The organism is Maribacter sp. R77961, from assembly GCF_044594925.1.
Lineage (GTDB): Bacteria > Bacteroidota > Bacteroidia > Flavobacteriales > Flavobacteriaceae > Maribacter.
In genome coordinates, this window is record NZ_CP138991.1 from 1,611,012 (window position 1) to 1,624,469 (window position 13,458).

General features: G+C 38.7%; 10 protein-coding genes. 4 read left to right on the forward strand and 6 right to left on the reverse strand.

Annotated features, from left to right (window positions below; all coding sequences use genetic code 11):
- The first annotated feature begins 14 nt into the window (after positions 1-14).
- From SJY09_RS06935 to SJY09_RS06950, 4 genes are all read left to right on the forward strand, one after another.
- Positions 15-1,082 (forward strand): DUF3810 domain-containing protein, encoded by a 1,068-nt coding sequence (locus SJY09_RS06935; RefSeq protein ID WP_396638233.1) that lies wholly within the window; start codon positions 15-17, stop codon positions 1,080-1,082.
- A gap of 195 nt (positions 1,083-1,277) precedes the next feature.
- A complete protein-coding gene (locus tag SJY09_RS06940; RefSeq protein WP_396638234.1) occupies positions 1,278-4,229 on the forward strand; it encodes an amidohydrolase family protein in 2,952 nt (983 codons plus the stop codon).
- Positions 4,230-4,257: 28 nt separating this feature from the next.
- Positions 4,258-5,550, forward strand: coding sequence for an amidohydrolase family protein (locus tag SJY09_RS06945; protein ID WP_396638235.1), 1,293 nt, complete (start codon positions 4,258-4,260; stop codon positions 5,548-5,550).
- A gap of 230 nt (positions 5,551-5,780) precedes the next feature.
- Positions 5,781-8,186: a penicillin acylase family protein gene (locus tag SJY09_RS06950; RefSeq protein WP_396638236.1), complete on the forward strand. Its 2,406-nt coding sequence runs from the start codon at positions 5,781-5,783 to the stop codon at positions 8,184-8,186.
- A gap of 150 nt (positions 8,187-8,336) precedes the next feature.
- On the opposite strand, the gene SJY09_RS06955 is transcribed toward SJY09_RS06950, so the two are convergent.
- From SJY09_RS06955 to moaC, 6 genes are all read right to left on the reverse strand, one after another.
- Positions 8,337-8,747, reverse strand: a complete 411-nt coding sequence (locus tag SJY09_RS06955) for a hypothetical protein (protein WP_396638237.1) — start codon at positions 8,745-8,747, stop codon at positions 8,337-8,339.
- A gap of 645 nt (positions 8,748-9,392) precedes the next feature.
- Positions 9,393-10,583: a molybdopterin molybdotransferase MoeA gene (locus SJY09_RS06960; RefSeq protein ID WP_396638238.1), complete on the reverse strand. Its 1,191-nt coding sequence runs from the start codon at positions 10,581-10,583 to the stop codon at positions 9,393-9,395.
- Between the two features lie 2 nt (positions 10,584-10,585).
- Positions 10,586-11,353, reverse strand: a complete 768-nt coding sequence (locus tag SJY09_RS06965; protein ID WP_396638239.1) for a sulfite exporter TauE/SafE family protein — start codon at positions 11,351-11,353, stop codon at positions 10,586-10,588.
- The gene (gene moeB, locus SJY09_RS06970; RefSeq protein ID WP_396638240.1) at positions 11,337-12,413 is read right to left on the reverse strand and encodes a molybdopterin-synthase adenylyltransferase MoeB; all 1,077 of its coding nucleotides are present in this window, start codon (positions 12,411-12,413) and stop codon (positions 11,337-11,339) included. Before moeB ends, SJY09_RS06965 begins: the two co-directional genes overlap by 17 nt.
- Complete coding sequence (locus SJY09_RS06975; RefSeq protein ID WP_396638241.1) at positions 12,406-13,002, reverse strand: NTP transferase domain-containing protein; 597 nt, start codon at positions 13,000-13,002, stop codon at positions 12,406-12,408. The genes moeB and SJY09_RS06975 overlap by 8 nt, the downstream gene beginning before the upstream one ends.
- The gene (moaC, locus tag SJY09_RS06980) at positions 12,986-13,456 is read right to left on the reverse strand and encodes a cyclic pyranopterin monophosphate synthase MoaC (RefSeq protein WP_396638242.1); all 471 of its coding nucleotides are present in this window, start codon (positions 13,454-13,456) and stop codon (positions 12,986-12,988) included. The genes SJY09_RS06975 and moaC overlap by 17 nt, the downstream gene beginning before the upstream one ends.
- Between the last annotated feature and the right edge of the window lie 2 nt (positions 13,457-13,458).

The window sequence follows — 13,458 nt, forward strand, 5'->3', positions numbered from 1 at the left end:
CTATTTTTGAAACAATGAAGATGAATTTAAAATCGGTCATTGCCATTTCACTACTCCCCCAAATTCTATTAGTAAAATGGTTAGGCAGCCATACGGACTGGATTGAGAATTATTACAGTACAGGAATATATCCTTTCATCTCCAAAATTTTTAGGTTCGTTTTTGGTTGGGTTCCTTTTTCCGTAGGAGATATCATCTATTTAACGTTGGGCATACTCGCCATTACCTACGTTTATAGAAACAGGCGTAGAATTTGGACAAACAAGCTACTTTTTATGAGAGATATCGTCATGGTGCTTGCCATTGCTTATTTCACATTTCATTTTATGTGGGGTTTTAATTATTATAGGGAACCACTTCAAACTAAATTACAACTGACGGAAACCAAAGACTACGAGGAACTTGTTGGTTTTACGCGAAGGCTGATTAAAAAAACCAACGAGCTACAATTCAAAATAGCACAGGATACTTCCAAAATAGTTACCACCCCCTATTCTCAAAAAGAAATGGTTGAAAAAAGCATAAATGGTTATGCAAAGATTTCCAAAAAATACGCCTTTCTCACCTATGAGAAACCGAGTGCTAAAACGTCACTTTTTAGCTCCACATTAACGTACATGGGTTATGCCGGATACCTAAATCCTTTTACGAATGAAGCACAAATAAACGGTTTGCTCCCCAATTTTAGGTTTCCCGTAGTCACGGGACACGAAATAGGACATCAACTTGGATATTCCGCTGAAAACGAGACTAATTTTATTGGCTACTTGGTAACCGTAAATAACAATGATGACTATTTTAAATATGTGGCATACGCTTATGCTTTAGGATACTGCCTCAATGATGTGCGAAGAGGTGATAAAGAAGTTTTTAATGCATTACTAAAGGAATTAAATGGCGGAGTAAAAATGAATTTTCAGGAAATGTCGAATTTCTGGGACAGCTATGAAAATCCTATGGAGCCTGTTTTCAAGGCTATCTTCAATTCATTTTTAAAGGCGAATAACCAGGCCAAAGGAATCCGAAGTTATAATGCCGTAGTGTCCTTGCTCGTTGCCTACCACCGCGATAATCCACTGTAAACTATACTTTCACTAGTTAAATCAAACCTAGCACCAAGTACTTCTATAAATCTTAGTTACGCTTCTAGAAAAATTCCCGTGCCTTTTATTTAAATCATTTCTAAAGAGTCATCCTTTAATGTTAAAATAACTGAAAATCCATAAAATTAAGTTCACAAACCTTACTTTTAAAAGGACTAATTCAAACTAACTAAAATGAAAAAAAGCATACTTTTGCTATGTCTCTTCTGGTGTAGTGCCAACATTTTTGGACAAGATTACTTTCCTGAAAACGAAGGTGTTAAAGCCAATAACAATAATTACACGGCGTTTACAAATGCTAAAATTTATGTAACCCCGACCGAGGTTATTCAAAACGGTACCTTACTTATCCAAAATGGTAAAGTTATTTCGGTAGGTTCCAACATTACGGTTCCAAAGAATAGCACCGTGGTAGATGTAATCGGAAAATCCATTTATCCATCTTTCATCGATGTATATTCTAAATTCGGGGTGGAGCAACCCAAAAGAAAACCAGGCGGTGGTAGGGCCGCACAATATGAAGCAGAACGGGACGGCTTTTATTGGAACGACCATATCATGCCAGAGAATAATGCCATACAGCAATTTAAATATGATGATAAATCGGCTAAAGAACTAAGGGAAGCTGGTTTTGGTGTGGTTAACTCTCATATTCATGACGGAATTGCTAGAGGTTCGGGAGTTTTAATCGCATTGAATGGCGAAGGAACGGATGCCAATAGAATTTTAGATGACAAATCTGCACAGTATTTTTCATTGAACAAAAGCGTACTAAAAAAACAAGCCTATCCTACTTCTTTAATGGGAGCTTTAGCTTTATTAAGACAGTTGTATAACGATGCTGATTGGTATGCAAAAGGCAATTCCGATACCAAAGACCGGTCTTTAGAAGCGCTAATCGAAAATAAAGGGCTGCCACAAATTTTTGAGGCAAAAGATAAAGGCCATGCCTTAAGAGCCGATAAGATTGGTGATGCCAATGGAATTCAATATACCATCCTTGGTGGCGGAAATGAGTTTGAGCGTATTACAGAAATAAAAGCGACGAATGCCACCTACATTATTCCTATTAACTTTCCAGAAGCCTATGATGTATCTGACCCTTATCAAGCGGGTTACGTATCCTTAAAAGATATGCGTTATTGGAACCAAGCACCTTCTAACCCTAAGGTTTTAGCCCAAAATAGTGTTCCTTTCTCGCTTACGGCGTATGATCTAAAATCCTTAACTAAGTTCAAAAGCAACTTAATGAAAGCCATTACATACGGACTTTCTGAAACCAAGGCTCTGGAGGCATTAACAACGGTTCCTGCACAAATTTTAGGGAAATCTGGAAAAATAGGGTCGTTAAAGGCAGGAGCTTATGCTAACTTTTTGATTACTTCCGGTCCTATTTTTGAAAAATCGACAACATTATATGAAAACTGGGTTCAGGGTAATAAGAATATTATAAACAACAAGGATATAAAGGATATACGAGGCGACTACACGGTAAACTTACAAGGAAGGTCTTATGACCTAGCCATTACCGGGACCGTTGCCAAACCCAAACTAGCGGTAAAACTAGACACCTTAAAACTCGGTTCCAAGTTAGCCTACAAGGATAATTGGTTAACAATGTCTATTACCACGGATAATGCTTCGGAAACCTATCGTATGATAGGAGCGGTAACTCAAGAAGCCAAAAACCTCTCAGGACGGCTACTACTTCCAGATGGTACGGAAAGTTTCTTTACTGCTGCAAAGAGTGCATCCTTTAAAGAAGAAGAGAAAAAGAAAAGTGAACTGGCAGCACCAAAAGTAATGCCCATTACCTACCCTAATGTCGGTTATGGTTTTACTACAAAACCCAAACAAGAAAATCTATTGATAAGAAACGCTACGGTATGGACCAGCGAAGCCGATGGCATTCTAGAAAATACAGATGTAGTTATCAAAAATGGTAAAATAACAAAAATAGGAAAAGACCTTAATGCTGGCAGCGCTACCGTAATTGATGGTACAGGAAAGCATTTAACGGCAGGTATCATAGATGAACACAGTCATATTGCAGCTTTGGCCATAAACGAAGCAGGGCACAATAGCACTGCGGAAGTTAAAATGGAAGATGTTGTAGACCCTGAGCATATGGGAATTTACCGTTCGTTAGCCGGAGGCGTTACCTCTTTGCAACTGCTTCACGGTTCTGCCAATCCTATTGGAGGACGTTCTGCCATATTAAAACTTAAATGGGGAGAAGAAGCGGACGGACTTATCTATAACAACACACCAAAATTCATAAAGTTTGCTTTAGGAGAAAATGTAAAACAATCTAACTGGCAAAGTTTTTCTCGTTTTCCGCAAACCCGTATGGGCGTGGAACAGGTATTCATGAACTACTTTCAACGTGCCAAAGAGTACGATACCAAAAAGAAAGCAGGTAAACCTTACCGGTATGATGAGGAGCTAGAAGTATTGGCAGAGATTATTAACGGAGAACGTTTTATTAGCTGTCACTCCTATGTGCAAAGTGAAATTAACATGATGATGAAAGTTGCAGAAAAATTCGGTTTTCGGGTAAATACCTTCACACATATTTTGGAAGGTTATAAAGTAGCGGATAAAATGGCAGCTCATGGTGTTGGGGCAGGAACCTTTAGTGATTGGTGGGCCTACAAATATGAAGTGAACGACGCCATCCCCTATAATGCAGCTATTATGCAAGCACAAGGAGTTACTGTAGCCATCAACAGTGATGACCGTGAAATGATAAGACGATTAAATCAAGAAGCGGCAAAAACCGTTAAGTACGGAGGCATGACAGAGTTAGAGGCTTGGAAAACGGTAACTATAAATCCAGCGAAATTATTACATATCGCGGACCGCGTAGGAAGTATTAAAGTAGGTAAGGATGCGGATGTTGTATTATGGTCAGGACATCCCATGTCTATCTACACAAAAGCTGAAAAAACCATTATTGAGGGCGTTACTTATTTTGATTTAAAAAAGGACAAACAACAGCGAGAATCTATTAAAAAAGAACGAAATGAATTGGTGAAAATGATGCTGAAAGAAAAAGCAGGTGGTGCAAAAATGCAAGGTCCCAAACAGAGCATAAAAAGAAACTTTACTTGTGAAAGCCTGTAACATGAAAAAACGACTAAAAACACTTAAAATGAAGCATATTATAGTATTAATCGTAGTTGTAGCCCTATTTTTTCAGGGCACAGCACAACAGACTCCAGCTTCCCCACAAAATGAAGCTATTAGCATTGAAGGTGCAACGGCGCACCTAGGCAATGGTGAAGTCATCGAAAGTTCTTTGATCATGTTCGAAGACGGAAAAATTACTTTCGTTGGAGATTCTAAAATGAAAATTGCACGAAAAGGAAAAGTCATTAATGCTACAGGAAAACACATCTATCCCGGGTTTATAGCACCTGCAAAAACCTTAGGTCTGGTAGAGGTAAACGCTGTAAGAGCAAGTGATGACCAAGATGAGATAGGAGATTTAATTCCGCACGTTCGTAGTTTAATCGCTTACAATGCGGAATCTAAAGTAGTAGAAAGCATGCGCCCTAATGGTGTTCTACTTGGACAGATTGCCCCTTCTGGTGGTCGTATTTCTGGTACCTCCTCCATTGTCCAATTTGATGCTTGGAACTGGGAAGACGCGGCTATCAAAGTAGACGACGGGGTACATCTAAACTGGCCAAGAAGTTTCCGTCAAGGCAGATGGTGGATGGGTGAAGATAGAGGCTATCGTCCTAATAAAGAGTATACCAAGGAAACCGCCGCTGTAGTAACTTTTATTAAAAACGCTATGGCCTATGGTAAATCTGTTCCTAAGGAAGTAAACCCCGCATTCCAAGCCATGCAAGGTATTTTCGATGGTAACCAAAAACTCTATGTATATGCAGACGGCGAGAAAGAAATCATAGATGCTATAAACACCTTAAAGGTAAATGGCGCTAAAGAAATAGTATTGGTAGGCGGGTATCATGCCTATAAAATCACCGATTTTCTAAAAAGTAACAATGTGCCTGTTTTGGTACAGTTTACCCACAACCTCCCCGTTTTTGATGATGATGATTATGATCTTCCTTTTAAATTGCCAAAACTTTTAGTAGACGCTGGTTTATTAGTAGGGCTTCAGAATACGGAAGCTTCTAACTTTCAAACTAGAAATCTTCCCTTTTATGCAGGCCAAGTAGGGCAGCAAGGTTTGGACAAAGAGAAAGCACTACAGCTAATTACAGGTAATAATGCAAAAATTCTAGGTATTGATGGGGATTACGGCACCTTAGAAACTGGGAAGAGCGCTACTTTGTTTGTATCGCAAGGAGATGCTTTGGACATGCGTGGCAATCAATTAACCCATGCTTTTATTGATGGTAGAGCTATTTCCTTGGAAACGCACCAAACAGAGCTTTGGAAAAGGTATATGGGTAAATACAAAGGAAAATAACATCGCCTATGTATTAGCATATAAAACTGTAATTTTAAACTGACGCATTAGCGAATTATCTGTTTAATAAACAGGAAATAAAATAAACTGTTTTGGGACAAGTCCATGTGGCATTGACAAGAAACTGAATTTAAATTTCGAGACAAACCTGCGTAAATGAAACCCTTTGGCGGTGCCAATAAAAGCTCGATGGTACCATCGAGCTTTTTTAATACCAACACACACTAATTATGATGAAACACATATTTTTACTAAGTATTTTAACACTATTCTTTTCCTGTAAAGAGTCACAAACGACAACATCGAACGAATTAGTTGTAGCAGGACTTCAAGAACCTGTAGAAATTGTTCGTGATACGTGGGGCATCAATCATATTTATGCTCAAAATCAACACGACCTATTCTTCGCTCAAGGTTATGCCGCTGCAACAGATCGTCTTTTTCAGTTCGAAATGTGGCGCAGACAGGCTACGGGCACCGTAGCTGAAATACTTGGCAAACGCGAACTCAAAAGGGATATTGGAACACGATTATTTAAGTTTAGAGGTGATATGACGACAGAGATGAATCACTATCATGATGAAGGAGTGGAAATTATTACTGCATATACCAATGGGGTAAACGCGTATATCGAAGAGATTCTCAAAACACCCGAGCAACTTCCCATAGAATTTAAGATACTAAATTTAAAACCTCAAAAGTGGACACCAGAAGTAGTTATTTCCAGACATCAAGGTCTTCTAGGAAATATTGGAGATGAACTACAAATAGGACGTGCCGTAGCCAAGTTAGGCCCGGAAAAGACAAAAGATTTATTCTGGCTGCATCCCAAGGAACCCAACCTAAAAATAGATTCTAAAATTAATAGCGATCTGTTCTCTGATGATATCTTAGAGCTTTACAATGCCTACCGACAAACAGTAAAATTTAAAAAGGAAGATGTAGCGGCCGCATATCAAAATACGGACAAGAAAGAAGAAGTACTCTCTTTAATAGCTAACAAAAACGACTCTTTATCCATAGGAAGTAATAATTGGGTCGTAAAAGGCGAACTTATGGCCGATGGTAACACCTATATGGCTAATGACCCCCATAGAACGATAGCTGTACCTTCCTTGAGATATATGACACATTTGGTAGCTCCTGGATGGAATGTAATTGGTGGTGGCGAACCGGAAATTCCTGGAATATCTATTGGTCATAATGAATATGGCTCTTGGGGTCTTACCGTTTTTAGGACAGATGGCGAAGATTTATATGTGTATGAACTGAATCCTGAAAATCCGAACCAATACTGGTATAAGGGAAATTGGGTTAATATGATACAGATTTCAGAAACTATTAAAGTAAAGGGTCAAAAAGACCATACCGCCCAATTAAATTATACCTTACATGGACCGGTTACTCGGATAGATAAGGAGAACAATGTAGCCTATGCAGTGCGGTGTGCCTGGCTAGAACCGGGAGGCTCTCCCTATTTGGCATCCTTACGAATGGACCAAGCCAAAACTTGGGAAGACTTTAGAGAAGCATGTAATTACAGTCATATACCCGGAGAGAACATGATATGGGCAGATAAAGAAGGGAACATAGGCTGGCAGGCTGTAGGCATTGCCCCCATACGTAAAAATTTTAGCGGTCTTGTACCCGTTCCAGGGGACGGACGCTACGAATGGGACGGTTACTTACCCATTATTGAAAAGCCAAACGACTATAATCCTGCAAAGGGATACTTAGCGACTGCTAACCAAAATGTAACTCCAGAGAAATATACACATTGGGACGCTATAGGGTTCTCGTGGTCCGACCCCTATAGAGGTAATCGCGTGGACGAAATTCTTAGTAATGACGCTAAAAAATTAACTATGGAAGATATGAAGGCACTACAAACAGATTATCTTTCTATTCCTGCTAGGATACTCGTTCCTTTTTTAAAGCAGTATGATTTTACAGATAAAGCGGCCGAAGCGAAAACTAAACTAAGTGATTGGGATTACAGATTAGAGGCCAATTCTATTCCTGCTGCCATTTACGTTGCATGGGAGAATCAAATCAAGGATATGGCCAATGAACGTTTCATACCCAAAGAAGCAAAAGGTATCATAAAAACGCTTCAAATGAAGCGTATTATGGATTGGATTACTACGCCAGACAAGCGTTTTGGCACGTATCCTGTTCTCGAAAGAGACGAGTTTTTAAAGGATGCTTTCACAAATGCGGTTTCAGATTTAGAAAAAAACTTAGGTGCTGATATCAGTCAATGGCAATATGGGCAAGAAAAGAACAAGCACACCTACATGGAGCATGCCTTGAGTAATGCCGTTGAAAGTGCTACACGAAAAAAGCTAGACCTAGGTCCGCTTCCTAGAGGAGGTAATGCCTATACACCAGGTTCTACAGGCGGTAATTTAAGACAAAGTAGTGGCGCATCTTTTCGTATGATTGTTAATACGGGAGACTGGGATGCGGCAATAGGAACCAATGGCCCGGGCCAATCGGGTAATCCCGATAGTCCATTTTATAATAATCTTTTTGAACCCTGGGCAAAAGACCACTATTTTCCCGTGTATTATTCTAGAAATAAGATTGATTCTGTTGCTGTAGCTGCGAATGTGCTACGTCCGTTTGAACATTAACTCCCTAAAAATTCGTAACATAAGAGAAAGTTGACTGCGCTCTAAACGCTAGATGGATGTATTTTGACCTCTTTTATATTAACCCTGTCGCTCCTAAAGCACAAGGAGAATTTTAGGCCCGCTTTATACATATTAACTTATACCTAAGCCCTACTTACTTCCTGCCAATTTACAACCCAAATATGCCATTGGAAAATACGCTACAATTAAGTCCAATGCATTAAACCACATTGGACCTCCTAAGCTGCTGACACTTATGGCCCCACCAATAAAGAAGAAAGTTCCCACTAATACTGCAAAGAGCATATTTCGCGAAGCTGCAATTTTAGCAGCAACAAAAGCTCCAACAAGTGTTCCCAATGCATGGGCTAAAAAGGGCATGATAAAATGTTTGGGTTCAAAAAGATGCATTGTGGCTTTTAAACCCTCCATGGTTGTTACATCTCCGCCTTCTGGAGGTGGTATTATTGAACCACTAAGCATGACTATCCCCATATTTACAAGGCTACCAACAATAAGACCAGCTAGCACGGCTAGAATATTCTTCAGTACTGGATTCATAATATAACTGGTTTGGTTGTGAGTTAAATATAAATATACTAAAGGTCAATCACTTATGACTATAATAAATCTTGAATATTACTCAAATAAAGAAAAATCAACTTTCTACCAATAAACTACTTCAGGGCAAGCCCGCGAGGCATTCAAAGAAAAATCACATTTAATTTCGACGCAAATGTCAGCGCCTATAAATCCCGATTATCGAGTAAAAGCTCAAAACAAAAAAAGAGGACTTTTGCCCTCTTTTAATTTTTTCATTTAACAACTTAAGAAAACCGAATTAATTTTAATCCGGTATGTCTACGATGCTCTCTCCAACTTGAATGTCGGGTCAATGACCTATCTGCACTTGCTGCGTTTTTCGAATCTTGTTTTTTATAATTTTTCATATTTATTTATTTTTCCTAATTGTGATGAGTGAAATAATCACCCCTTTTTTCACATGATATAAGACGTTCAGAACTCTGAAATATTACATTTTTAGCAGGACTTTAACACTTAAGAAATTTACATAAAATACTAGTTGTCAATTAATTGAGTAGATTTCCAAGAATGTAACAAGTAGTATGGATTTAAAGATGTCGAAATCACAAAAAACAAGTAGCAAGACACAGAATACCGTAATATTAGTCTAATTAGTATAGTTCACCTTGTGGGAACGAAAATAACCCGCTCCCCTAGTTTATAAATGGCTTTTCTAGGCTCCAAACAAATAAAACCATCAGATTTTGCCAAACTGGTTAAATCCCCCGAGCCATTTTCAACCACAAGCGTTGCATATAGGGCACCATCTTTCCAATGGGTTTTAACCTGAATAAACCTTGTAAGCGGTGGGTTAATTTGAAGTTCCTCGCTCAACCGAATAGGACTACTATTTACAGGAACATTCCAAGAAGTGCTTAGCCAAGGCAGAAAATAAATATGATAATTTGCAAATGTTGACACCGGATTACCTGGAAAGGAAAAAATTACTGTATTGTGTTCCTTATGAAACCCAAACCAAAAGGGTTTTCCCGGTCGTTGTGCTACGCGATGAAATATTTTTTGCACTCCCAAAGCATCCATTACCTCCGGAATAAAATCGTACTTGCCTTTAGAAACACCGCCGCTTAAAAGTAAAACATCATTGGCTTGCAAAGCTTTTTCCAAACCTTCTTTTATAGCAGGCTTCTCATCCTTTAGATGCAATGCAGAAGCAGCTATTCCTAGCTTAGACAGCGCAACCTGTAATGTAATACTGTTCGATTTTCTAATCTGATGTGGTTTTGGAGTTTCAGCAACATTGACTAATTCATTTCCAGTTGAAATAGTGCACACCTTAGGCAAAGCTTGTACCTGAACCTTATCCGCACCAACGGAAGCCATCACACCTATTTCAGCAGGTGTAATCTTTTGACCTTTCTTTAAAATCTCTGCACCTTGAGTTTCATCACTTCCTTTGTAATGAATATTTTGCCCTTTTGTAACCGTTTTATCAATTACTACCCATCCCTTAGTTATAGTAATATGCTCATACATAATTACTGTATCGGTTCCTAAAGGCAATACAGCGCCCGTCATGACTTCTAAACATGCAGTTTGGTCTTGTAACTGCTGTTGCTGCATTCCTGCGCTCGCAATTCCTTCAATCCTAAACTTTGCAACACCATTTGCAAGAGCAGCATATGAGATGGCAATACCATCCTTAGTAACCCTGTTGAAGGGCGGAAAATCACGATCAGCTTTAATATTTTCAGCTAAAATTCTACCAGAACTATTCATTAGGCTTACCACTTCCACTCCCAAATCTATCGGATAAGAAAGCACTTTATTATACGCTTCTTTAAATGGTATCATAACTATATTTCCAATCCATTAATTAGTAAAACCCTTAAACCTACAATAAGCACCAATAGTGCCGTAATACGTTTTATTCCCTTTGTGGATAACCGCTTTAAACTGATACGAATGCCCAGTTGCCCTCCAATTAAAACAGTTGCTGCCAAACAAAGCGTTTCTATCCATGGTAATTCTAAAGTACCACTATATAGTAAGCCCATTAGCCCTGATACAGAATTCACCAAAATAAAGAAACTAGCTAGGGCAGCAATTTTTATCGCTTTATTCCAACGCAAATGATTTAAAATAGGAGCCAAAAAAATTCCACCTCCAATACCGACGAGTCCAGACAAAAAACCAATTCCACCACCTAAAAAATAATTTAATTTTTTAGGATAGGTAGTTGTTTCTGTTTCTTGCCATTGATAAGTTTGAAGCGCCAAGGACACCGCGGACACCATTAGTGAAACTCCCAATATCATAAAAAAAATATTTTCTTTTAGCCGAAAGGAAGCCCCAAGGAAAGCTAAAGGAATACTGGTAATTACGAAAGGGAGAAAATCGCTTAAAGTGGCGTGGTTTTTTTTAAAATACAGATACGTACTTCCTGAAACCACTATTAAATTACATACCAATGCAATAGACCTTATGGCAAAAAAGCTCGATAGAAAAATGGTAAGCAAAGCTAAATAACTAGACCCACCACCAAAGCCCACTGCGGAATATAAAGTGGCAATCACAAAAAAACCTAGGCACAACACTACAAGACTTTCAATGGGTATTTGCATAGGTATCTATCTTATTCATGCCGCCTTCTACTTGTATAAAATCTTTTTCAGGAAATAGCTCCTGCAATACTATAGCTGCTTTCTGGCTTCGGATACCAGATTGGCAAATGAGGTAAGTCACTTGGCTTAAATTTAAGTCCTGTGCTTTTACCGCTAATTCATCTAATGGAATATTCGTTGAATTCTTTAAATGATTTTCTGCGTACTCCGCCGTTGTCCTTACATCTAAAAAACTGATTGTATTATCCTTGAGCAAGTCTGTAATGTTGGCAGCAGCCATAGTTTTACCTTGTACTTCACAGTCAAAAGCATAACTATGCATCAAATCGGTTATCGTTAAATTTTTAGGGTTAAGCTCAAACTTCATTTTTTGAAAATGTTGTTTAAGCCCATCATATAAAAGCAAACTTCCAGATAAAACAGCTCCGATACCTGTAATGACCTTTATGGTTTCTAGCGCTTGTAGATTACCCACTATACCGGGGAGTATTCCTAAAACACCATGCTCGTTACAATTGGGTACCTCATCTGCCTTTGGCATCGTAGGAAATAAGCAGCGATAGGTTGGTCCGTTTTCATAGTTAAAAACACTAACCTGACCTTCAAAACCGTGTAAGGCCCCATAAACAAATGGTTTCTTTAACAAAATACAGGCGTCATTAATAAGGTAACGCGTAGGAAAATTATCTGTTGCATCCACTACTACGTCATAATTACTAATTATTTCTAGTGCATTAGAGGTATCCAAAAATGTTTTATAAGCAACTATTTGTGTATTAGAATTTTGGCTTTCTAGTTGTTTTTTGGCGAACTCAGCTTTTGACTGTCCAACCATATTTTCGGTGTACAACACCTGTCTGTGTAAATTTGATAGTGCTATATGGTCCTTATCCACTATACCTAAAGTGCCAACGCCCATCGCATTCAAATAGGTTAATACAGGAATTCCCAAACCACCGGCACCAATAACCAGCACCTTGGCCGCTGTTAGTTTTTGTTGGCCTTCCTCACCAAATCCTTTAAGGATTGTTTGTCTATGATAACGGTAAGCACTAGTCATAACGCAGCTTTTCAAGTGCCGTTTCATATTCCAATTTAGAATTAGCATTGAGTAATACTTCCTTTCGTTTTGGGAATACCAATTTCACCTCATTATTAATTAGAAATTTTCTAGGACAAGTGCCATTACCCTCCTCCAAATAAGACAACGAGGTGCTTAAGGCCTTTGGTTCCCATAACGCACAAAGCGGTTCTGGAAGTGGGTTTTCAGCATTTGCAAAAGCCGTTGCCATTTTAGACGCATCACGGGCATTAATTAAATCTTTTAAGGACTCCCTATCAATAAGAGGAAGATCGCAAGCCAATACTAACCAAGCAACATCTGGAAAAGTCTTATGTGCAGAGAGTAAACCGTTATAAGGTCCACGGTACTCATTTTTATCAACTATAGTATTAACCTCAGCTGCAATTTCTTCTTTTTGATCTTCTCTAATACTTAGATATGTAATGTCACAGACTTGGTTGAGCAATTGGTACAGATGGTCTCTCTGTGGGATACCATGATAGGATATTAAGCCTTTATCCTCTCCCATTCGGGTGCTTTTACCGCCAGAAAGAACAAGACCATAAATTTTAGCGCTGGAAATCATTTTTCCCTCCTTTTTTTTGTTCTAACTGTAGACTTGAAATTATAATATCTTGAGATAATGCCTTGCACATGTCGTATATGGTAAGCGCAGCAACAGAAACACCGGTCAAGGCCTCCATTTCTACTCCTGTTTTTCCATTACACTTAACGGTACAGTTGATAAGAAATTCATTATCACCTGGTACGATATCCACATTTATTTTTGTCAGATTAATTTGATGGCAAAGCGGTATGAGCTCAGATGTCTTTTTAACACCTTGAATACCTGCTATTACCGCTGTCTGAACGATACTGCCTTTTTTACCCAAGAATTCTTGTTTGGAAAGCGTTTGAAATACGGCAGCGGGAAAAACTACTTTTCCACTAGCAACAGCTATTCTAGACGATACCGTCTTATCGGAAACATCTACCATTACGGCATTTCCCTCCTCGTTTATATGCGATAGATTTTTCATGA